This window comes from Streptomyces sp. NPDC001617 (genome assembly GCF_053596855.1).
On record NZ_JBSFHA010000008.1, the window covers coordinates 139244 to 161291 of the forward strand.

At 69.6% G+C, this 22048-nt stretch carries 15 protein-coding genes; 5 read left to right on the plus strand and 10 right to left on the minus strand.

Features of this window, described 5'->3' with window-relative positions; genetic code table 11:
* The first annotated feature begins 6 nt into the window (after positions 1–6).
* On the plus strand, positions 7–1830 hold the full coding sequence (locus ACWC09_RS09230; protein ID WP_450849916.1) for an insulinase family protein: 1824 nt from the start codon (positions 7–9) through the stop codon (positions 1828–1830).
* 19 nt (positions 1831–1849) lie between these two features.
* Here the strand turns inward: ACWC09_RS09230 and glmS are convergent, their stop codons facing one another.
* Entirely contained in the window at positions 1850–3697 is a 1848-nt protein-coding gene (gene glmS / locus ACWC09_RS09235; RefSeq protein WP_450849917.1) for a glutamine--fructose-6-phosphate transaminase (isomerizing), read from the minus strand.
* A 162-nt stretch (positions 3698–3859) separates the two neighbouring features.
* Here glmS and coaA point away from each other — a divergent pair, with 162 nt between their 5' ends.
* Complete coding sequence (coaA, locus tag ACWC09_RS09240) at positions 3860–4828, plus strand: type I pantothenate kinase (RefSeq protein WP_450849959.1); 969 nt, start codon at positions 3860–3862, stop codon at positions 4826–4828.
* Between the two features lie 16 nt (positions 4829–4844).
* Positions 4845–5789 carry a DUF389 domain-containing protein gene (locus tag ACWC09_RS09245; protein ID WP_450849918.1) on the plus strand — a complete coding sequence of 315 codons (945 nt, stop codon included), beginning with the start codon at positions 4845–4847 and terminating at the stop codon, positions 5787–5789.
* Between the two features lie 132 nt (positions 5790–5921).
* Here ACWC09_RS09245 and glmM read toward each other — a convergent pair whose 3' ends face one another.
* The 3 genes from glmM to rplM form a co-directional block, all read right to left on the minus strand.
* On the minus strand, positions 5922–7280 hold the full coding sequence (gene glmM, locus ACWC09_RS09250; protein WP_450849919.1) for a phosphoglucosamine mutase: 1359 nt from the start codon (positions 7278–7280) through the stop codon (positions 5922–5924).
* A gap of 191 nt (positions 7281–7471) precedes the next feature.
* Positions 7472–7984 (minus strand): 30S ribosomal protein S9, encoded by a 513-nt coding sequence (rpsI, locus tag ACWC09_RS09255; protein ID WP_123974782.1) that lies wholly within the window; start codon positions 7982–7984, stop codon positions 7472–7474.
* Between the two features lie 42 nt (positions 7985–8026).
* A complete protein-coding gene (gene rplM / locus ACWC09_RS09260) occupies positions 8027–8470 on the minus strand; it encodes a 50S ribosomal protein L13 (RefSeq protein ID WP_266683878.1) in 444 nt (147 codons plus the stop codon).
* A 344-nt stretch (positions 8471–8814) separates the two neighbouring features.
* On the opposite strand from rplM, the gene ACWC09_RS09265 reads away from it, so the two are divergent.
* Positions 8815–9699: a hypothetical protein gene (locus tag ACWC09_RS09265; protein ID WP_450849920.1), complete on the plus strand. Its 885-nt coding sequence runs from the start codon at positions 8815–8817 to the stop codon at positions 9697–9699.
* Here the strand turns inward: ACWC09_RS09265 and ACWC09_RS09270 are convergent.
* The 6 genes from ACWC09_RS09270 to ACWC09_RS09295 form a co-directional block, all read right to left on the minus strand.
* Entirely contained in the window at positions 9638–10147 is a 510-nt protein-coding gene (locus ACWC09_RS09270) for a GtrA family protein (RefSeq protein WP_450849921.1), read from the minus strand. The two genes, ACWC09_RS09265 and ACWC09_RS09270, sit on opposite strands and share 62 nt — an antisense overlap.
* Before the next feature lie 8 nt (positions 10148–10155).
* A complete protein-coding gene (locus ACWC09_RS09275; protein WP_450849922.1) occupies positions 10156–10911 on the minus strand; it encodes a polyprenol monophosphomannose synthase in 756 nt (251 codons plus the stop codon).
* A 68-nt stretch (positions 10912–10979) separates the two neighbouring features.
* Positions 10980–12812, minus strand: coding sequence for a glycosyltransferase family 39 protein (locus tag ACWC09_RS09280; protein WP_450849923.1), 1833 nt, complete (start codon positions 12810–12812; stop codon positions 10980–10982).
* Complete coding sequence (locus ACWC09_RS09285; protein WP_450849924.1) at positions 12809–14680, minus strand: ArnT family glycosyltransferase; 1872 nt, start codon at positions 14678–14680, stop codon at positions 12809–12811. Before ACWC09_RS09285 ends, ACWC09_RS09280 begins: the two co-directional genes overlap by 4 nt.
* Positions 14677–15726 carry a glycoside hydrolase family 26 protein gene (locus ACWC09_RS09290; protein WP_450849925.1) on the minus strand — a complete coding sequence of 350 codons (1050 nt, stop codon included), beginning with the start codon at positions 15724–15726 and terminating at the stop codon, positions 14677–14679. The genes ACWC09_RS09285 and ACWC09_RS09290 overlap by 4 nt, the downstream gene beginning before the upstream one ends.
* Entirely contained in the window at positions 15723–17324 is a 1602-nt protein-coding gene (locus tag ACWC09_RS09295; RefSeq protein ID WP_450849926.1) for a glycosyltransferase family 2 protein, read from the minus strand. Before ACWC09_RS09295 ends, ACWC09_RS09290 begins: the two co-directional genes overlap by 4 nt.
* 313 nt (positions 17325–17637) lie before the next feature.
* Between ACWC09_RS09295 and ACWC09_RS09300 the strand changes: the two genes are divergently transcribed.
* The gene (locus tag ACWC09_RS09300) at positions 17638–22047 is read left to right on the plus strand and encodes an Ig-like domain-containing protein (RefSeq protein WP_450849927.1); all 4410 of its coding nucleotides are present in this window, start codon (positions 17638–17640) and stop codon (positions 22045–22047) included.
* Position 22048: the final 1 nt, after the last annotated feature.

Here is a 22048-nt window from a genome sequence, read left to right on the forward strand (position 1 = left end):
ACACCCATGACCACAAGCGACACGACAACCGCCGGCAGCACGGAACAGGCGCCCGCCACCGAGGAGTCGGCACCCGAAGCCACCCTCTCGGCCCTCGCCGGTCTCATCGGCCACACCACCGTCGACGGCGTCCCCACCCTCCACGCCCCCCGCCCCGGCGAGATCACCGCCGGTCTCTTCTTCCGCGTGGGCCGTGCCGACGAGACCCTGGCCACCTCCGGTCTCACCCACCTCGTCGAGCACCTCGCCCTGCACCGACTCGGCCTCTCCGACCTGCACTACAACGGCGCGACGGCGAACGCGTACACCCTCTTCCACGTCACCGGCAGCGAAGAGGAGGTCGTCACGTACCTCAACAGCGTGTGCGCGGCCCTGCGCGACCTGCCGCTGGAGCGGCTGGAGACGGAGAAGCAGATCCTGCGCACGGAGGCGGCGGGCCGCTCGCACGGCCCCAACTCCCGGATGCCGCTGTGGCGTTACGGCGCCCAGGGCTACGGCCTGTCCAGCCACGACGAACTCGGCACCCACAGCCTGACCGCCGACCAGGTCCGGCACTGGGCCGAGACCCGCTTCACCCGGGACAACGCGGTGCTGTGGCTCACGAGCGACCGGGTGCCGGAGGGCCTCGACCTCGGCCTCCCCGCCGGCCGACGCTACCCGGCGCCGGCCGTGTCCAGCGCCCTGCCCACCACCCCCGCCTACATCCGCGGCGAGGACGGCCACCTGGGCTTCACCTCCGTCCTGCGCCGCTCCACCGCGGCCGCCGTCTTCGCCGAGGTCCTGGGCCGGGCCCTCTTCCAGGACCTGCGCCAGAAGGGCGGCTACTCGTACTCGGCGGAGGCCGACTACACCCCGCGTGACGCCGGCTTCGCCACCCTGACCGCGTACGCCGACGCCCTGCCGCAGCAGCAGGACGCGGTGGTCGGCGGCTTCGTCGACGCGTTCGCGCGGCTGCGGGCGGGCCGCATCGAACAGGCCGAACTGGGCTCCGCCCGCGGCAAGTTGCTCAAGCCGTACGACACCCCCGACCTCGGCGCGGCCATGCTGCCGTCGTACGCGCTCAGCCTGCTGCTCGGCCACCGGCTCATGACGCCCGAGCAGCACAGGGCCGAGTTGCAGGCGGTCACGGTCGCGGACCTGCGCGAGGTCGCCCGCGAGGCGTGGGACGGCGGGCTGCTCCAGGTGCCGGGCGCGGACGCCGACTGGGCGGGTCTCACCCTCGCCCCGCAGCACTCGGAGACCGGTGTCTCCGGCACCCTGCACCCCTCGCTGGAGGACGAGAACGTCACGCTGGTCATCGCCGACAAGGGCGTGACCCTCTCCCTTCCGACCGGCCTGATCACCGTGCGGTACGACGCCTGTGCCGCGATGACCACCCGCCCGGACGGGGCACGCCAGCTGACCGGCCTCGACGGCTTCCGCGTGACGATCGAGCCGACCCTGTTCGGGAACGTCACGCCGGACCGGATCGCGGTGCTCGACGCAGCCGTACCCGCCGAGGCGGTGGTCCCGTTGCCGGCCCGTACGGAGGAGGAGATCCCGAAGCCGCGCGAACGCAAGGCCGCTGTGCGGGCGACCGCGCGGACGGACGGGGTCGACGCCGAGGGAGGCAGACGGAAGCAGCGGACGCCCTGGCGCTGGTCCCTCGGGCTCCTGGGCATTCTGGGTGTGGACGTGCTGTTCGGGGCGGGCGTCCTGCTCACCGCCCTCCACCTGGCCGGCTCCGCCGACCCGCAGTGGCGGCGCCTTTTCCCGGCGGTGGTGCCGGGCATCCTGCTCGTGCGCATCACCTACCGGACGTACCGCAGCTCCAGGGGCATCCTCGACTGACGCCTCCGGAAAGCGGCGTCTACTCCACCGTCACCGACTTCGCCAGGTTCCGCGGCTGGTCCACCTCGTTGCCCCGAGCCGTCGCCAGCTCGCAGGCGAACACCTGCAACGGCACCGTGGCCACCAGCGGTTGCAGCAGGGTCGGCGTGGCCGGAATCCGGATCAGGTGGTCGGCGTACGGCACCACCGCCTCGTCCCCCTCCTCCGCGATGACGATCGTCCGAGCGCCCCTCGCCCGGATCTCCTGGATGTTGGACACGATCTTGTCGTGGAGGACGGACCGCCCCCGGGGTGACGGCACGACCACCACCACCGGCAGGTCGTGGTCGATCAGCGCGATCGGGCCGTGCTTCAACTCCCCCGCCGCGAAGCCCTCGGCGTGCATGTAAGCGAGCTCCTTCAACTTCAGAGCCCCCTCCAGCGCTACGGGATACCCGACATGCCGTCCCAGGAACAGCACGGTGTCCTTGTCGGCGAGCGACCGCGCGAGCTGCCGTACCGGCTCCATGGTCTCCAGCACCCGCTCGACCTCACCGGAGATATGCGACAGGTCCCGGATGACGGCGGAGATCTCGTCGCCCCACTTGGTGCCGCGCACCTGCCCGAGATAGAGCGCGACCAGATAGCAGGCGACCAACTGCGTCAGGAACGCCTTGGTCGAGGCGACCGCCACCTCCGGTCCCGCATGCGTGTAGAGCACCGCGTCCGATTCCCTCGGGATCGTCGAACCGTTCGTATTGCAGATGGCCAGCACCTTGGACCCCTGCTCGCGCGCATGCCGCAGCGCCATCAGGGTGTCCATGGTCTCGCCGGACTGGGAGACGGCGATGACGAGCGACCGCGCGCCCAGGATCGGATCCCGGTACCGGAACTCGCTGGCCAGCTCCACCTCGCACGGGATGCGCGTCCAGTGCTCGATGGCGTACTTGGCGATCAGCCCGGCGTGGAAGGCCGTACCGCAGGCGACGATGACGACCTTGTCCACTTCCCGCAGCTCGGAAGGGGAGATCCGCACCTCGTCCAGCGTCAGCGAGCCCCCGGCGTCGATACGCCCCAGCAAGGTGTCGGCGACCGCCTTGGGCTGCTCGGCGATCTCCTTGAGCATGAAGTAGTCATAGCCCCCCTTCTCGGCCGCGGACGCGTCCCAGTCCACGTGATACGTCCGGACCTCCGCCGGCGCACCGTCGAACCCCGTCACCACGACCCCGTCGCGCCGCAGCTCCACCACCTGGTCCTGCCCCAGCTCGATCGCCGACCGCGTATGGGCGATGAACGCGGCGACATCGGACGCCAGGAAGGCCTCGCCCTCCCCGACGCCCACCACGAGCGGAGAGTTCCGCCGCGCCCCCACGACCACATCCGGCTCATCGGCGTGCACCGCGACCAGCGTGAACGCCCCCTCCAGCCGCCGGCACACGAGCCGCATGGCCTCGGCCAGATCATCCGTCGCCGAGAACTCCTCGGCCAGCAGATGCGCGACGACCTCGGTGTCGGTGTCGGAGGCCAGCTCATGCCCGCGCTCCGCCAACTCGGCCCGCAGCACGGCGAAGTTCTCGATGATCCCGTTGTGCACGACGGCGACGCGCCCGGCGTTGTCGAGGTGCGGATGCGCGTTCGCATCGGTGGGCCCGCCATGCGTCGCCCACCGCGTGTGCCCGATCCCGGTGCTCCCGGTCGGCAACGGCCGACCGACGAGCTCCTTCTCCAGATTGACGAGCTTCCCGGCCTTCTTCGCGGCCGCCAGCCCCCCGTCCGCCGGCACGGCGACCCCCGCCGAGTCGTACCCCCGGTACTCCAGCCGCTTCAGCCCGGCCATCACGACATCGAGCGCCGACTGCGACCCCACGTATCCCACGATTCCGCACATGGGCGGCAGCCTAGGCGCCGAGAGAAGCCGAAACACGGCTCAGCGTGCCCGAAATCGGAAATTCCGAGGCGGCTCATACCCTGGGGCCGTACGTGACCGACCCCACCCCCCACCCCGTTCGAACTCCGTTAACAATGGACTGTGATCTCCCCGGCCTCCTCGATGCCCCGGAGCGCCCACCGGCACAGGCCGGAGGCGACTCCCTACGTCGACCTCACCCGCACGGAGTGGAGCGCGCTGCGTGACAAGACGCCGCTCCCCCTCACCGCCGAGGAGGTCGAGAAGCTGCGTGGCCTGGGCGACGTCATCGACCTCGACGAGGTGCGGGACGTCTATCTCCCGCTCTCCCGGCTGCTCAATCTCTACGTAGGCGCCACCGACGGCCTCAGAGGGGCGCTGAACACCTTCCTGGGCGAGCAGGGCGCCCAGTCCGGCACTCCGTTCGTGATAGGCGTCGCCGGGTCGGTGGCCTGTGGGAAATCCACCGTCGCCCGACTCCTCCAGGCCATGCTGTCCCGCTGGCCCGAGCACCCGCGCGTGGAGCGGGTCACCACCGACGGCTTCCTGCTCCCGACCAAGGAGCTTCGGGCCCGCGGCCTCATGTCGCGCAAGGGCTTCCCGGAGTCCTACGACCGCCGCGCCCTCACCCGTTTCGTCGCCGACATCAAGGCCGGCAAGGACGAGGTCACCGCCCCCGTCTACTCCCACCTCATCTACGACATCGTCCCCGGCGAGAAGCTCGTCGTGCGCCGCCCGGACATCCTGATCGTCGAGGGCCTGAACGTCCTGCAGCCCGCCCTCCCCGGCCAGGACGGCCGCACCCGCGTCGGTCTCGCCGACTACTTCGACTTCAGCGTGTACATCGACGCGGGCGCCGACGACATCGAGCGCTGGTACCTCAACCGCTTCAAGAAGCTGCGCCAGACCGCCTTCCAGGACCCGGACTCGTACTTCCGCAAGTACACCCAGGTCTCCGAGGAGGAGGCCCTCGACTACGCCCGCACCCAGTGGCGCACCATCAACAAGCCGAACCTGATCGAGAACATCGCCCCCACCCGGGGCCGCGCCACCCTGGTCGTCCGCAAGGGCCCCGACCACAAGGTCCAGCGCCTGCGGCTGCGGAAACTGTGACCGCTAACCTTCCCCCATGCTGCACCTGCGCCTGATCACCCCGGCCGACAAGACGGACGGCGTGGTCCGCCTGATCGAGAAGACGGTCGGCACCACCCACGTGGTCGTCCTGCCGGGCGCCGCCCGCAACCCCGCGGGGGACGTCGTGATGTGCGACGTGGCCCGCGAGGCCGGCGACGAACTCCTCACCGGGCTGCAGGAGTTGGGCATCGAGCACAGCGGTTCGATCGCCGTCGAGAACATCGACCTGTCCCTCTCCAAGCGCGCCGACAAGGCCGAGGCGGAGGCCCCCGGCGAGGGCGCGGACGCGGTCCTGTGGGAGCACCTCACCGACGCGACCCACGAGGAGTCGACGCTCTCCATCACCTATGTCGCCTTCATCACCCTCGCCACGATGATCGCGGCCTGCGGTGTGGTCCTGGACAACGCGATCCTGATCGTGGGCGCGATGGCGGTGGGCCCGGAGTTCGGGCCGTTGGCCGGCATCTGCACCTCGGTGGTGCAGCGCCATCCGCGACTCGCGCTGCGCTCCCTGGTCGCCCTGCTGGTGGGGTTCGCGGTGGCGATCGCGGTGACGGTCGGCTTCACGTACTTCATGGACGGCGTGAACCTGTTCACCAAGGTGCAGCTGGAGGCGGCGCGGCCCAACACCAACTTCATCTACCGCCCCGACGCCTTCTCCTTCGTCGTCGCCGTGCTCGCGGGGATCGCCGGCACCCTCTCCCTGACCTCGGCGAAGTCCGGCGCGCTGGTCGGGGTGGCGATCTCCGTGACGACGGTCCCGGCGGCGGCCAACGCGGCCGTCGCCTTCGCCTACGCCGAGTACCGCCAGGCCTGGGGCTCCACCGAGCAACTCCTGCTGAACCTGCTCGGCATCGTCATCGCCGGCACCCTCACCCTCGTCACCCAGAAGCGGCTCTGGCCGACTCGGAGAGCACGCACAAGGGCGGGCACCTTTTAGGCGGACGGTGGCCCAACGCCCTCAGGAACGCGGGGCCATGTCGAAGGTGCGGCTACCGCCGCGCGGGCGCGACCAGCCACGGACCACCCGCGGCCCGCAACGCACGATCCCCCACCCGGGAGCCGGCAATGCCTAGCCCAACGCGGACTTCACCACATCCGCCAACCGCCCGGCCACCGACCGAGCCTGATCGATGTCCGCGGCCTCCACCATCACCCGCACCAACGGCTCGGTACCGGACGGCCGCAACAACACCCGCCCGGTCGACCCGAGTTCACGCTCCGCCTCGGCGACAGCGGACGCCAGCTCCGTAGACGTCCCCACCCGAGTCCGATCCACGTCCGGCACATTGATCAGCACCTGCGGCAACCGCTCCATCACCGACGCCAGTTCACGCAGTGAACGACCGGTCTCGGCGACCCGAGCCGCCAGCATCAACCCCGTCAGCGTCCCGTCCCCGGTCGTCGCGTGGTCGAGAATGATCACGTGCCCGGACTGCTCGCCGCCCAGCGCGAACCCGTGCTCCTTCATCTCCTCCAGCACATACCGGTCCCCGACCGCGGTCTGCACGAGCCGGATCCCCTCGCGCTCCATCGCCAGCTTGAAGCCCAGGTTGGACATGACGGTCGCGACGACGGTGTCGGCCCGCAGCGCGGAGCGCTCCCGCATCGACAGCGCGAGCACGGCCATGATCTGGTCGCCGTCGACCTCTTCCCCGGTGTGGTCCACGGCCAGGCAGCGGTCGGCGTCACCGTCGTGCGCGATGCCGAAGTCGGCGCCGTGCTCGATGACGGCGGCCTTGAGGAGACCGAGGTGGGTGGAGCCGCAGCCGTCGTTGATGTTGAGCCCGTCCGGATCGGCACCGATCGTGATCACCTCGGCGCCGGCCCGCGAGAACGCCTCGGGCGACACCCGCGCCGCGGCGCCGTGCGCCTCGTCGAGGACGATCTTCAGCCCGTCGAGACGGTTCGGCAGCACGGCGATCAGATGCGCCACGTACTGGTCGAACCCTTCGCCGTACGTCCGTACCCGCCCGACGCCCTCACCGGTGGGCCGCTCCCAGGGCTCACCGTGCCGGTGCGCCTCGTAGACCGCCTCGATCCTCTCCTCCAGCTCGTCGTCGAGCTTGTGGCCGCCGCGCGCGAGGAACTTGACGCCGTTGTCGGGCATGGCGTTGTGGCTGGCGGAGAGCATCACGCCGAGGTCGGCGCCGAGCACGCCGGTGAGGTACGCCACCGCCGGGGTGGGCAGCACACCGACCAGCAGGACGTCCACGCCGGCGCTCGCCAGGCCCGCCACCACGGCCGCCTCCAGGAACTCCCCGGACGCACGCGGGTCCCGTCCGACCACCGCCGTCGGCCGGTGCCCCTCGAACGTTCCCGCCTCGGCCAGCACGTGCGCCGCCGCGACCGACAGACCGAGCGCCATCTCGGCCGTCAGATCCGCGTTGGCGACGCCCCGCACGCCGTCCGTGCCGAAGAGTCGTCCCACTTGTCCTCCTGAGGAAGCGTCAGCTGTTGCGGGCGTACCGGCATGTCGGCATTCCGGCTTCCCGGTATCCGATCACACAAGCCTTTGAGCGTCTTGTGCCGTTATACGCCCACCGCGGTGATAAACGAACGCCCCGGCCGGCACTGTGGCGTGCCGCCGGGGCGTTCGGAGTACGTGCAGGCAGCTGGTGATTAGCGCTTGCTGTACTGCGGGGCCTTGCGGGCCTTCTTGAGACCGGCCTTCTTGCGCTCGACCGCACGGTCGTCGCGGCGGAGGAAGCCGGCCTTCTTGAGCGGGCCGCGGTTGTTGTCGACGTCGGCCTCGTTCAGCGCGCGGGCCACGCCGAGGCGCAGGGCACCGGCCTGACCGGAGACACCGCCACCCGCGATGCGGGCGATGACGTCGTAGCGGCCCTCGAGCTCGAGCACCTTGAAGGGCTCGTTGACTTCCTGCTGGTGCACCTTGTTCGGGAAGTAGTCCTCGAGGGTGCGACCGTTGATCTTCCACTTGCCGGTGCCCGGGACGATCCGGACGCGGGCGATGGCGTTCTTGCGGCGGCCCAGGCCGGCGGCCGGCTGCGGGTCGCCGAAGCGGGACGCGAGGGACTCGGAGGTGTACTCGCCCTCGACGGGGACGTCCGACTCCGTGGTGTAGCTGTCGATGTCAAGCTCTTCGAGCGGCTGCTCGGCAGTGGTCTCGGCCACGATGCTCCTCAGATTCTCTTCAGTCTTAGGGGGTGGCCGGACTTACTGCGCGACCTGGGTGATCTCGAACGGCACCGGCTGCTGGGCAGCGTGCGGGTGCTGGTCGCCCGAGTAGACCTTCAGCTTGGTGAGCATCTGACGGCCCAGGGTGTTCTTGGGGAGCATGCCCTTGACGGCCTTCTCGACGGCCTTCTCGGGGTTCTTGTCGAGCAGCTCGTCGTAACGGACGGAGCGCAGACCACCCGGGTAGCCGGAGTGGCGGTACGCCATCTTCTGAGTCCGCTTGTTGCCGGACAGGTGCACCTTGTCGGCGTTGATGATGATGACGAAGTCACCGGTGTCGACGTGGGGGGCGTAGATCGGCTTGTGCTTGCCCCGCAGAAGGGACGCGGCGGTCGTGGCGAGACGGCCCAGGACAACGTCCTGAGCGTCGATGACGTGCCACTGGCGCGTCACATCGCCGGGCTTGGGGCTGTACGTACGCACGGTTCGTAGCCTTCGCTTCGAGTGAATGGTCCTGAACAGGTCACCGAAACGATCACGACAGCCTGGACCACTGCGGCGACGCATACCGCGTACGTGGGGTTGCTGGTCATCGGCCCGGTGGACCGGTGTAAGGGCCCACTCCGTGAGAAGAGCCAAGCCAATACACAACGAAGAAGCAGGATACCGGTGTGCCCCCGGACGGGTCAAAACGAGGCCCGCACACCATCCCGCACAACGTCACGACAACAATACGCGGCCGAGATGTACGGCCCTGCCGGAAAGGTCCCCGCGGGCCCCGCCGGACCCTCACCGGCACCACCCGCCCCCCGTCTAAGATGCGCCCCATGAGCTTTGGGCAGCAGGGGGGACCCCAGTCCCAGTGGGATCCCTGGAAACCGCAATCCCAGCAGCCGTGGAACAGCGGCGGCGGAGACGGCCGGACCCCCGACTGGGCGGCGCTGGCCGAGGCGTCGGAGACGCGCAACAAGAGGCGCCGGCTGCTGTTCATCGGCGGCGGCGTGGTCGCCACCCTCGCGATAGCCGGCGCCGTCGCCGCGGCCGTGGTGTCCGCGAACGGCAAGAACGAGGCCTCGGGCAACCCGTCCAACCTGCCCGCGAGCGCCTCCATCCCGGGCAGCACCGCGACGGCCCCGTCCTTCGCGCCGACCAGCGCCCCGCCTCCGCTGGACCCGAAGGACTTCATCGACAGCAAGGCCAAGGACACGGCCCCGCTCAGCGCGACCACCCTCTTCCCGGGCACGCAGCTGACCATGGGCTCGACCCTCTACAAGAAGGGCGCCACGGCCGACACGAAGAGCTGCGCCTCGGCGGTCCAGGGCTCTTTCGTGAACCTTCTCACCAAGAACGGCTGCACCCGTCTGCTGCGCGTGACGTACCAGAAGGACGGCGTCGCGGTGACGGTGGGCGTGGCCGTCTTCGACACCGAGGCACAGGCCACCAGGGTCAAGGCCACGGCGGACAAGAAGGGCTTCGTCAAGCCGCTGGCGGGCGGCGGTGTGAAGGCCTTCTGCGACGCGGCGACCTGCCGTACGACGTCCAACGCCTACGGCCGCTACGCCTACTTCACCACCGGCGGCTTCCTGAACGGCAAGGACGTCACGACCAAGGACACGAAGGTGTTCTCGGCCGGCGACGACCTGCAGCTGTTCACCTTCCGCCAGATCCGCCGACGCGGAGAGGCACAGGCGTCGGCTGCGGCGGGCGAGTAGCGGGCTCGGCCGTCGTGCGGAAGACCCACGTCCGGTAGGACCAGAAGCGGAAGAGGGTCGCGATGCCGATGCCGAGGAACTTGCTGACGTTGTTGGCGAGCGTCCCGTCCCAGCCGAGTCCGTAGGTGGTCAGGTAGAGGACCGCGTTCTCGATGACCAGGCCGACCGCGCTGAAGAAGAGGAAGAGCCCCAGCTCCTTCCTCCGGCCGGCCCGGTCGTCCTGGGCGTGGTCCCGGTAGGTGAAGTACCGCAGGCCGAGGTAGTTGGTCATGATCGCCACAGCCGTCGCCAGGACGCTCGCCCGGACGGGCTGCCACCCGGTCGTGGCTCTGACGAGGTTGAAGACCCCGAGATTGACGATGAATCCCGAGGCCCCCACCAGGCCGAACTTCGCGATCTCGCGGGAGAGCTTCCCCGACCTCGGGGGAAGCGCGTGCCGTCCGCCCATGCTCCGGATCAACCCCGCCGGTTGCGCAGCCGCAGCCGCACCGGCATCACCGCCGACTCGATCTGCGTGGCGAGGTTCATCTTGGAGACACCCTCGGTGCGCTCCTCGAAGCGGATCGGGATCTCGACGGCGCTGTGCCCGGCCCGGACGGCCTTGAACTTCAGCTCGACCTGGAAGCTGTAGCCGGCACTGTCGAGGGTCGTGAGGTCGATGTCGCGCAGGGTGGCGGCCGACCACAGGTTGAAGCCCGCGGTGATGTCGCGGATCTTGGTGCCGAGCACGGTCCGGGCGTACCGGTTGGCGAAGCGGGACAGCAGGACGCGGTGCCTGCCCCACTCCTCGTCCAGCGAGCCGCCCTCGACGTACCGGCTGCCGACGACCAGGCCCACGCCGGACGCCACCGCGGTACCGAGCATGCGTGGGACCGCTTCCACCGGGTGGCTGCCGTCGGCGTCCATCTGGACGACGTACTCGGCGCCCTCGGCGAGCGCGGCGCTCATGCCCGCGATGTACGCGCGGCCGAGCCCGTCCTTCTCGGTGCGGTGCAGCACGCTCATCCGGCGCACGCCGTCGGCGTTGTACTTCTCCGCCAGCTCCTCGGCGATCCGCCCGGTGCCGTCCGGGCTGGAGTCGTCGACGATCTTCAGGTGGAGGCCGGGCAGCCCCAGCGACAGCACGGCCTCGGCCATCCGCGGCAGGTTCGCCGCCTCGTTGTAGGTGGGCATCACCACGGTGACGCGAGCACCCCCCAGGTCATACGTCATTTCTTTCCCTCCCCAAATGTGACTGCGCCCGCTGGAAGAGGTTCTTCCGGCGGTCCGGAGAATCCAGCTCAGAGGTGCACCTTGCGATGGGCGGCGTCGTCGTGGGACGTCCCCTGCGTCGCCGCTCGTGCCCTTTCGAGGAGCACCAGCTGGAGGTAGTCGAGCTTCCGGGTCTTCACGACACGGAAGTCCTTCTGGATCACGGTCGCCGTGGCCTTCGGCATCCCGCTGAACGGCTGTCCGTCGAGCGTCGTCGACACCAGCCAGAGCCGCCCGCTCTTCGCCAGGCAGCTCGCCGGCTGCGGACACTCGGACGCGTCGAACGAGCCCCGCTCCCGCGGAGTGCGGTACATCAGCACGTCCCGTGGACCGGCGGCGTCGTCGCGCAGTTCGTAGGCCATGGCCCGGCGTTCCTGCATCACTCCGCTGAAGACGATGCCGTCACCCTTGCGCTGCTGGGCCTCGATGATCTGCGCGGCACCGCGGAAGTCCGGCTCGCCCAGCGCGTTGTGCCGGGCCTCGCGGATACCCGGCAGCGACTGGAAGGCGAGTCCCGCGACCGCGGCGGCCGCCAGCACCCAGCCGAAGCCGCGCCGCGCCGCGCCGCCCGAGCCGGCCTTGGCCCCTGCCACCGGACCGGCCAGGCGTCCCACCGCGACGGCCGTGAGCAGCACCCACGCGGGCGCGGTGAACAGCAGATAGCGCGGCAGGAAGAGGTGCAGCTGGGCCGCGGTCAGATACGTGGCCACCGGCGGCAGCACGATCCACGCGGCCAGCGGCAGCGCCATCCGGCCCGCGAAACACAGACCGACCAGGCCGAGCGCCATCACGGGCACGGCCACCGCCCAGGAACCGAAGAGGTTCTTGGGGAAGTCCACCAGGTCCTGGAACCCCGGGGTGTTCCACGCGATCTGAGCGCTCTGCCCCGAGCCGGACACAGCCATCGGCATGACGAAGCACATGCCGAGGATCAGTGCCGCGGAGTAGGCCCAGGCGACGATCTTGTCGCCCGCGCGCCGCTTCTGCACGACCAACACCAGGTGGGCGCCGAGCACCGCGAGCGAGGCCAGATGACTCCAGCCGATCAGCGGCACCGACAGCGTGTAGGCGACCCACACCTTGAACGACGGCCGGTCCAGCGCCCGCGCGAGCAGCAGCGTCGACAGGAGCACCGCGGCGACCGCGAAGGGGTACGGCCGGATTTCCTGCCCGTACCGTGTGGTCAGCGGCAGGACGGCCAGGGCCAGCCCCGCGAGAACACCCACCTGCGTCGTGAACAGCCGCCTGCCGAGCAGGGCGAGCAGGCCGGCCGACGCCGCCATGGCCACCGAGCCCGGGACCCGCATCGCGGTCGGGGAGTCACCGGCCACCGCGATCCAGCCGTGCATGAACACGTAGTACGGCGTGAACACCACGTCGACGGTGCGGATCAGCATGCTCAGGTCGTGGAACGACAGGCTGGCCGCCCACCAGGTGGCGTGTTCGTCCCGCCACAGCTCGCGGTCGCCGAAGTGGCGCAGGATCAGGGCGAAGGCCAGCGCGGTGGGCAGCAGGAACGTCACGACAGCCGCGAGCCGCCCGCCCTTCGCGTCCTCGGGCGCCTCCTCGCCGGGCTCGACCGCGGCGGCCTGCTTACCGGCCTCCGGAGCCTCGGGCTCAGTGACGGCCGTCCCGGCGCCGGTATACCGGTCGGCGTCCGCGTACATTGTCGGCTCGCCGAACGGCCCGGATTCCGCGTAGGTCCCGGGAGCCGCGTTGACGCCCTGCCCAGGAGCGGCGTAGACGTCCTGACCGCCATGCGCCCACTGCCCGGCATAGGCGTCCTGGCTCGGATGCGGATCGTGGCCCCCGGAACCCTCGGCATACCCGCCGCCGTACCGGGCGAAGGCGTCGAAACTCATCTCTTCACCCAAATCCGGTACGCGCCGTCGCCCTTGCTGGTGGTGAATCGCGTGACGGCGGCCAGGCGGTAGTGAGGGTTGCCGCGCAGCGCGTCCGTCACAGCCGTGTCGACGTCGGGCGTGACCGTCCCGCGCAACACGATGACGTCGAACTTCGCGTCTTTGACGGCGGCACCGTAGGCCTCGGGGCCCGAGTGCCTTTTACCCTTCTTGTCCGTGTAGTCCATGCCGAACGTGCTCTGCCACTGCGCGTAGCCGGTGATGTCCCGCAGGTAGTAGGCGGGGACCTCGTGCTCCTCGGCCAGGTAGGTGCCCTTGCGGTCGACCATGGGGCGCAGGACGGCCGTCATCCCTCGGGAGTCCGGGAAGCTGTAGTTCTGCTGCGCCTGCACCATGCCGAACACCAGCGTCAGGACGTACAGCATGATCCCGAGCTGCGGGTGCCGGAAGTGCGGGCCGACGAGGCGTGATATGCCCAGGCCCGCCATCGGTCCGGCGAAGAGCAGGCCGAAGCCCACGTGCTTGAAGAGCGAGACCTCGGTCTGCAGGTGGACCTGGTAGGCCGGGGCGAGCAGCGCGGTACCGGAGAGCAGGACACCGAGTGCGATACGGCGGAACCGGCCGGGGCCCACCTGTTCGAGCCAGGGCATCTCACCCATGTGCGGACGGATCGCGTAGGCGAGGGAGCCGCCCACCGCCGTGAGGAACATCAGCCCGCCCCACTCGGCGCTGTGCTGCAGGAGCAGCGCCGCGGTGTCGGCCCCCTTGGCACGGTTGGTGGTGGTCTGGCTGATGCCGCCGAGCGATCCGGCGAAGAGATACCCGGCCCCCATCAGGGCGCCCATCGCCCCGCCGAGCAGTACTCCTCGCGCCAGCGCGCGCAGCCCGCGGTGGCGGTAGGCGGTCAGCACCGCCAGGACCACCAGGGTGGGCAGGTACAGGCCCGCCGCGTACTTGGTGGCGAAGGCGAGGACCGCCGGAGGCGCCGCGAGCACGACCGCCGCGATCGGCGCACGGCCGGTGCGCACCACGATCCACGCGGACAGCGCCAGGAAGAAGATCGCCGCCGCGTCGAAGGTGGCGAAGTTGCCGAGGAACACGGTGGACTGGACGACCGAGAAGAGGGCCGCCGCGCCGATCGCCGCCCGGACGTCGAACATCCGGCGGGTCATCGCGTACAGCAGGCTCGTCGCGCCGAGCATGAACACCAGGCTGACGATGCGCACCCCGGCGAGCCCGGCCACGCTGTCGACCATCGCGGCGAGCACCGGGTACAGCTTCGGATAGCCGGAGAAGTAGCCCTCGAAGTCGCCCGGCACGGGGGTGCCGTGCAGGATGTTGCCGATCTCGTAGTGGCCCGCGAGGACGTACAGCGCCTCGTCCTCGAACGCGGTGCCGCGCAAGCGCAGCGACAGCCCGACCTGGATGAGCAGGACGCACAGCAGCACCAGCCGCCCGAGCAGCCGACTGCGCCCGGTGTCCACGGCCCAGGAGGACTCCTGGATGGGCGGCAGGACGTAGCCGGGCTTCTCCGGCTCGGGCTCGGGCGCCACCGGCACCGGGGTCGGCGCCGGCTCGGTCGCGGTGTACGTGGCGTACGGGTCGTAGGGCGCGAAGGTGTCGTAGGTCCGCTGGTCGGTGTACGAGGAGGTACGGCCGTCGAAGCGCCAGCTGCCGGTGTCGGTCACGCCGCCCTGCTGTGCCTCGGGATACGCCTGGTAGGCGTACTGCTGCTCGTACGACCACGACGGGTCCTGGGACTGTACGCCGGGCCACTGCCCCTGCTGACCCTGTCCGTACGACGGGTCGTGCGCGTCGCTGCGCAGACCGGGGTCGTCCGCCCAGACGGGCGTGTGCCGGTCGGTCATGGCTTGGTCACATCGAATCCGAAGCTCGGGTCCGTGGCCTGCTCCCGGAAGGCCTTCTGGGACAGCGGCCCGCTGTTGACGCGCCAGTCGGTCTCCTTGTCGAAGTTGAACCAGACCAGCCCGACGACATCGTCGCGCTTCGCGGTCCCCTCGAAGAGGTCCTTGATGTCGGCGGGCTTGCGCTCACCGGCCTGCGCCGCCGTCTCCGCGATGATGAACGGTTTCTTCGTGAAGGACCGGATCTGGCTCATCGTCGGCCCGTAGAGCGTCTTGTACGTCGACGGCCCGGTGGCCGCGTAGTAGCCGATGACGCCGACCCAGTCCACGTAGTCGTCGCCCGGCCAGTACGGCTTGAGCTTCACCTTGGGCATCGGGTTGACGACGTTCGGGCTCCACACCCAGATGACCTGGGTGGCGCCCTCGTCGTCGAAGAGGTCGTGGATGTGCTGGTAGGCGGCGGTGAACTGCGCCGCCGCGGCCTTCTTGGTGCCCCAGGGGTACCAGGAGCCGTTCATCTCGTGCGCGAAGCTGATCGCCACCGGCAGGTTCAGCGTCTTGACGGACTTGGCGTAGGAGCGGATGTACTCGTCCTGCTTGCCGGAGGCGATGTCCTTGAGGGAGGCGTCGAAGGGCTCCCAGGCGATGAAGGCCAGGGCACCGTAGTCCCAGGATTTCTGCACCAGCCGCGTCTCGTACTGGTCGCCCCAGGCCGAGTAGAACTCGATCAGGTTGGGCTTCTTGCCGCCCCGCTTCGCGAAGTCCTCGACGGAGGTCATCTTGGCGGGGGCACCGTCGGCGGCCACACCCAGGTACTTCTTGGCGGGCTGCAACAGCGGCCGTACGTCGTACGGCGGTTCGGGCTTCGCGGACTCGGAGGCCTCGCCGGGGCTCTCGGCACCCGGCTGCTCGCCCTGGGCCCGGTCGTACTCGTCACGCCCCTTGCCGGAGAAGGTGGTACAGCCCGCCAGGAGAGCGCTTGCGAGCAACGCGGCGGCGAGCATCCGCACGAGCCGAAGCGCTCGTGCGGTTCGTAGGGGGACAGTCATGCGGTCGCTTCCTGCACGGCGCGTGCGCGCGGCTGGACGAGGGCGCGACCGACGACGATCGCGTAGAAGAGGCCTGCGGACAGCATCAGGGCGAAGTCCGGCGGATACTCGGTGAGCATCCGCCAGGCGGCGACGACCACCCACAGCACCGCGGTGCCGCCGGTCCACCCGACCATGCCGATCCACCAGCGGCGCATGCCGTTCTTCTTGGCGCCCTGCGATCCGGTCGGCTTCCAGCCCATCGGACGGCCGCGCAACACGTCCCACACGGCGAAGACGTGCGACCAGCCGTACATCACCCGCACCGCCCAGGCCTCCAGCCGGTACGGCGCGCGGTGCCAGAAGGGCAGCACCAGCGTCACGTACGCCACGCTGGGCAGCACCCACATCGCCGCCTCGGCGCGCAGCAGATCGGGGCGCAGGATCATCAGCGACAGCGGGATGATCGGCGTGAGGAAGGTCGCCAGGGCGGTCTGCAGGTAGTAGAGGAAACCCGAGATGTAGCACAGGCGGGTATGGAACTTCAGGTCCAGCTCCCAGAACCGCTTGCCGGTGAGCAGTTCCAGCGAGCCCATGCACCAGCGGTACTGCTGGTTGTGGAAGGCACCGGCGGTGTCCGGGCACACACCGGCCGACAGCGCGACGGGCACGTAGCGCAGCTTCCAGCCCAGCGCCCGCAGGTCGAACCCGGTGTACATGTCCTCGGAGTGCTCGATCAGCGTGATGCCGCCGATCTGGGCGAGGGCCGCGCGCCGGTACACCGCGCACGAGCCGACACAGATCGATCCGTCCTTGTCCTCGCGGGAGGTCTGCACGGACCGGTAGAACTGCTCCTGCACCGCTCCCGCGCCGCGCTCGATCCAGTTCTGCCGGTCGGTGATCCGGAAGAACTGCGGCGACTGCACGATCCCGATCCGCTCGTCGGCGTCCATGTGCGGCAGCAGCTCGTCGAGCAGGTCGGCGCGCGGCGCGAAGTCGGCGTCGAGGATGAGGATGTGGTCACCGTCGGTGATCCCGAAGGCGTGGTGGAGGTTGCCGGCCTTCTTGAACCAGCCGCGGTTCGGCCGCACCACGTAGAAGAAGCCGAAGTCCCGCGCCATGGCGCCGACCTCCGGGTCGTCGGCGTCGTCCAGCACGTACACCTTGACGACGCCCTGGTAGGTGCCCGCGAGCCGGTTCACGTTGACCCAGGTGTTGTGCAGCACCTCCAGCGGCTCACCGCACACCGGCAGGAAGACGTCCACGCTCGGGTGGACGGCGGGCCGCCAGTCCCGCACCAGCTGCTTGTGCGCCTTGATGTCGAAGTCCTTGCTGAGCCCGTCCAGGTACAGCGAGATCAGGTAGTCCGCGACCACGAAGGCGAGCAGTGGCATCGTCAGCCAGAACCACGGGCTGGACGCCGTGAACAGGAACTGACTCACCGCGAGACAGGCGAAGCTGATCAGCGAGCCCAGCGTCAGGACCCACAGGTGACGGCGCGTGTACGAGTACTTCTCGGCGTTGTCCGGCGGCTGTGGCAAGAGCCCATGGTTCTCCGGCTCGCGTCTGCGCCTCCGAGGGCGCTCAGGGCGCGCCTCAGCACTCACTGAACTACTCATGAACCCCCCCAGGACCTCGAACGGCCCTGTGAACCCACCCTGAGCCCAGCTGCCCCAAATTCGAACTTTCAGCCGGACCGCGAAAGCATAACCGGGTTTTCCCTTTGTGACTCAACAAACCTTGTTAAGTGAGGGTTTCATCACGGGTCACAGGGGTAACAGTGGGGCCGCACAGCAGCGGAGCCCGCCCCCGTAGTGCGCAAAAAGGTCAACTGATGGTAAGAACAACCACTCAGTCTTCACGTTTGCGCCGCGCCTGTGATCATTCCGGGCGCGAACACTAGGGGGAGGTCCCGATTTGCCCGGGTTTTCCATGCCCGCACGCGGTGGCCGCCATCGCAACCGGCGGCGCAGATGGCTGCTCGCCACAGTGGCCGTGGCCACTGCGGCGCTGATCGGCACGACGATCAGCCTGCTGGTGTCCTCGGCCCAGGCCGACCAGACCACCCAGGGCATCGACAACTTGCGCACCAACTGGGACCAGAACGAGGCCGGGCTCTCCCCGGCAGTCGTCCAGTCGTCCGCCTTCGGCCGGCTCTTCGCCACCAAACTGGACGGGCAGATATACGCCCAGCCCCTGGTGCTCGGCGACCAGGTGATCGCGGTCACCGAGAGCAACACTGTGTACGGCCTCGACCGCGCCACCGGTGCGATCGAGTGGAGCAAGAACTACGGTGCGGCGTGGCCGGCCTCGGCGATCGGCTGCGGTGACCTGGTGCCCAACGTGGGCGCGACCGCGACCCCCGTCTACGACTCCGCCACCGACTCCCTCTACTTCACCACCAAGGTCGACGACGGCACCTCCACACACCGTCACCCGACCTGGCTGATGCACGCGGTGGACCCGACCTCCGGAACCGAGCGCTCCGGGTGGCCGGTCACCATCGCCGGAAGCCCCGTCAACGACCCGAGCGTCACCTTCGACGCCTACTACCAGCAGCAGCGCCCGGGCCTGCTTCTGATGGACGGCGTCGTCTACGCGGGCTTCGGCGCCCACTGCGACGCATGGCCGTATCGCGGCTATGTCGTCGGGGTGAGCACCACCGGGCACAGCATCACCTCGATGTGGGCCACGGCGACCGGTGCCGGCACCGGTGGCGCCGGCATCTGGCAGGCGGGCGGCGGACTGGTCTCGGACGGGTCCGGCCGGATCTTCTTCAGCACCGGGAACGGCATCAGCCCGGCGCCCGGGCCGGGCAAGACCGTTCAGGGAACCCTGGCCGAGTCCGTCGTACGCCTCCAGGTCGGCGCGGACAACAGCCTCAGTACGGCCGACTTCTTCAGCCCGAGCGACGCCGCCACCCTGGACCTCAACGACCAGGACATCTCCTCGGGCGCCCCGATGGCGCTGCCGGACGGCTTCGGTACGAACGAGCACCCCCACCTGCTGGTGCAGCAGGGCAAGGACGGGCGGGTGTTCCTGCTCGACCGCGACAACCTCGGCGGCATGGGCCAGGGGGCCCAGGGCGGCGACGACGCGGTGAGCGTGTCCGGCCCCTACCAGGGCATGTGGGGGCACCCCGCGTTCTGGGGTGGCGACGGCGGCTATGTCTACGTCGTCGGCAACCAGGGTCCGCTGCGCGCTCTCAAGTACGGCGTGCGCAACGGCGGTACGCCCGCGCTCACCCTCACCGGCCAGAGCCAGGACACCTTCGGCTACACCAGCGGCTCTCCCCTGGTCACGTCCGACGGCACGGACGAGTCCAGTGGCCTGGTGTGGATGACCTCCGCGAGCAACGCCTCCGGGGCCGACGGCACCCTGCGTGCCTACAGCCCCACCCCCGACGGCAACGGCCTGCTCCAGCTGCTGTGGTCCGCGCCGATCGGCACCGCGACGAAGTTCAGCACGCCGACCGCCCAGGGCGGCAAGGTGTACGTCGGCACCCGGGACGGTGTGCTCTACGGCTTCGGCAGCCCGGCCAGGACGGCGCTGACCGCGGCCTCGCTGGACTTCGGCCAGGTCGGCGTGGGCAGCGGCAGTTCGGCCGACATGAAGCTGACCGCCACGCAGGACGTCAGCATCACCGGGCTCAAGGCCTCCGGCGCGTTCTCGGTCGACCCGTCCGCCGTACCCACCGCCGAGCAGCCCACGGCGCTGGCGGCGGACGCCACCCTGGACGTACCGATCAGCTTCGCCCCCACCACCACCGGCGGCATCAACGGCACGCTCACCGCGAACCTGTCGGACGGCCAGAAACTCGTCTTCGCCCTGCACGGTATCGGCACCAGGCCCGGCCTCGGGGCGGCACCCGCCGCCCTGGACTTCGGGGAAGTGCCCACCGGCAGCACCTCGACGCTGAACCTCCAGATCACCAACACCGGTACCGAACCCGAGACCATCGATTCGGTCGACTCGCCCGGCGGCGCCTTCGCCGCCTCGGGGCTGCCGAGCGCGGGGACGGTCGTACCGGCCGGTGGCTCGTTCGTGCTCTCGGTCACCTACACGCCGACCGCCGACCAGGTCGACAGCGACGCGCTCGTGGTCAGCAGCAGCGGCGGCGGCGCCACGCACACGCTGAGCGTGCCGGTCACGGCGACGGCCATCACGGGGCAGGGACACCTGGAGTTCTCCACGAGCTCGCTGGACTTCGGCCAGGTCCCGATCGGCAGCTCCAAGTCGCTGTCGTTCACCATCACCAACACCGGCAACATCCCGGTGACGGTGACCAAGGCCAAGGCACCGACGGGTGACTTCAACAGCCCGGTGCAGCTGTCGGAGGGCCTGATCATCGGTCCTGAGCAGACCGCGGTGCAGAGCGTGACGTTCACTCCGCGCTCGGCGGCGGATCTGAGCGCCTTCTACGAGGTCACCGGCACCGGGACCGACGCGAACGGCAACAGCCAGGGCGCCATGTACGTGCCGGTCAAGGGCACCGGTACCGGCACCGCCACAACCACCTCGGCCGCCGACGGGAAGTGGCAGACCAACGGCTCGGCGGTGCCGGCGGACGGCGGCGGGGTCCAGCTGACCCCGGCCACCAGCAACCAGGCGGGCACGGCGGTGTACACCGAGCCGCTGCGCACCGACGGTCTGCGGGCCACCTTCACCACGAAGTTCGGCCCCGGCACCGGCGGGAAGGGCATGACGCTCACCCTTCTCGACCCGGACCAGAACTCCGCCTCGGCACTGGGCGGGACCGGTGACAGCCTCGGCATCGCGGGGCGGCCGGGCACGGTGATCGCGCTCGGCACCGGCTGGAACGACACGCTCAAGGCACAGAACTTCGTGGGCGTCGGCCGCAGTTCGGCCGGCTCGTCGGCGATCGACTACCAGTCGGTGGCCCCCCTCAGCACCTCCCTGCGCCAGGGCACGCACCAGGTCGACATCCAGGTGGCCACCGGCCATGTGTACGTCTGGATCGACGGGACGCAGGTGATGGACGCGACACCGACGCTGACGTCCACCGCGCTGCTCGCCTTCTCCGGTGCCACCGGCGACAGCTCCGACGTGCAGACGGTCAGCGGCCCGGTCGTCAGCGAGGCGGCGCCCCCGGCGACGGAGCCGAAGGCGGAGACCTCGCTCCATCTCACCGCCCCGAGCACGGGTGTGCCGGGTCGGAAGTTGACCGTCGACGGCACGTTGACCTCGTCCGTGGCGCTTCCCGCAGGTCAGGTCGCGCACATCACGCGGAACGGGACGGCGCTGCTCAACGCGACGACGGCGGCGGACGGCTCCTTCACCTTCAGCGACACCCCGCCGGCTGAAGGCACGTACACCTACGCCGCGAGCTACGAGGGGGACGCAACACACGAGGCGACGAGCACGACAAGCCTCGTCCAGGTGTCCAAGCTGGCCACCACGGTCACCCTGACGGCCCCGGCCACGGCCACCCGCACGCACAAGTTGACCGTGTCCGGCACGCTCTCCGGCTCGCCCTTCGCCACCGGTGGGGTCGTCACGGTGACGAAGACCGACCTCGCACACCCGTCCGGCGTCGCACTCGCCGACGCGAAGGTCGCCGCGGACGGTTCGTTCACGTTCGCGGACACCCCGCAGATCGGCGGCGCCAACACCTACAAGGTGGCCTACGGCGGCGACACCTCACACAAGCCGGGCAACCGCAGCGCCACCGTCCAGGTGTCCCGGGTCTCGACGGACCTGACCATCGCCACCGACCACTCGACGTACTCGTACGGTCAGTCCGCGAAGGTCACCGCTCACCTCGGTACGACCTACAACAAGCGCACGGTGACGATCTACGCCCAGCCGTACGGCGGCACGTCGGTCCAGGTGAAGTCGGGCACGGTGGACTCCCACGGCAATCTGACGGGGTCCTACAAGCTCACCCGCAACACCACGTTCAGCGCGGTCTTCGCCGGCGACTACCGGTACGCCCCGAAGACCGTCGCCCGAAGCGTGCACTCCTATGTGCGGATCTCGGAGAAGCTGTCCGGCTACTACACGAGCACGAACTACGGCAGCACTCTCTACCGGGTGTACCACCACACCGCCAAGGAGCAACTCGACGCCACCGTCACACCCAACAAGGCCGGCCAGTGCATCGTCTTCCGCGTACAGCGGTACTACAGCGGCGCCTGGCACACGCAGACCACCACCCCCTGCTCCACCCTGAGCTCCACCAGCGCCGGCCGCCACCAGATGTCTCTCACCACGTCCGTCAACAGCAGGTTCCGCATCGCCGCGGAGTACATCCACAGCAGTAAGGACAACACCAACCTCAGCACCTGGGGCGCCTGGCAGTACTTCACCGTCAGGCAGTGAG

Bases quoted from the DNA above. Each gene is read 5' to 3' on its own strand.
- ACWC09_RS09230 (WP_450849916.1), top strand. From the start codon at position 7: ATGACCACAAGCGACACGACAACCGCCGGCAGCACGGAACAGGCGCCC.
- glmS (WP_450849917.1), bottom strand. From the start codon at position 3,697: ATGTGCGGAATCGTGGGATACGTGGGGTCGCAGTCGGCGCTCGATGTC.
- coaA (WP_450849959.1), top strand. From the start codon at position 3,860: ATGCCCCGGAGCGCCCACCGGCACAGGCCGGAGGCGACTCCCTACGTC.
- ACWC09_RS09245 (WP_450849918.1), top strand. From the start codon at position 4,845: ATGCTGCACCTGCGCCTGATCACCCCGGCCGACAAGACGGACGGCGTG.
- ACWC09_RS09265 (WP_450849920.1), top strand. From the start codon at position 8,815: ATGAGCTTTGGGCAGCAGGGGGGACCCCAGTCCCAGTGGGATCCCTGG.
- ACWC09_RS09270 (WP_450849921.1), bottom strand. From the start codon at position 10,147: ATGGGCGGACGGCACGCGCTTCCCCCGAGGTCGGGGAAGCTCTCCCGC.
- ACWC09_RS09275 (WP_450849922.1), bottom strand. From the start codon at position 10,911: ATGACGTATGACCTGGGGGGTGCTCGCGTCACCGTGGTGATGCCCACC.
- ACWC09_RS09280 (WP_450849923.1), bottom strand. From the start codon at position 12,812: ATGAGTTTCGACGCCTTCGCCCGGTACGGCGGCGGGTATGCCGAGGGT.
- ACWC09_RS09285 (WP_450849924.1), bottom strand. From the start codon at position 14,680: ATGACCGACCGGCACACGCCCGTCTGGGCGGACGACCCCGGTCTGCGC.
- ACWC09_RS09290 (WP_450849925.1), bottom strand. From the start codon at position 15,726: ATGACTGTCCCCCTACGAACCGCACGAGCGCTTCGGCTCGTGCGGATG.
- ACWC09_RS09295 (WP_450849926.1), bottom strand. From the start codon at position 17,324: ATGAGTAGTTCAGTGAGTGCTGAGGCGCGCCCTGAGCGCCCTCGGAGG.
- ACWC09_RS09300 (WP_450849927.1), top strand. From the start codon at position 17,638: ATGCCCGCACGCGGTGGCCGCCATCGCAACCGGCGGCGCAGATGGCTG.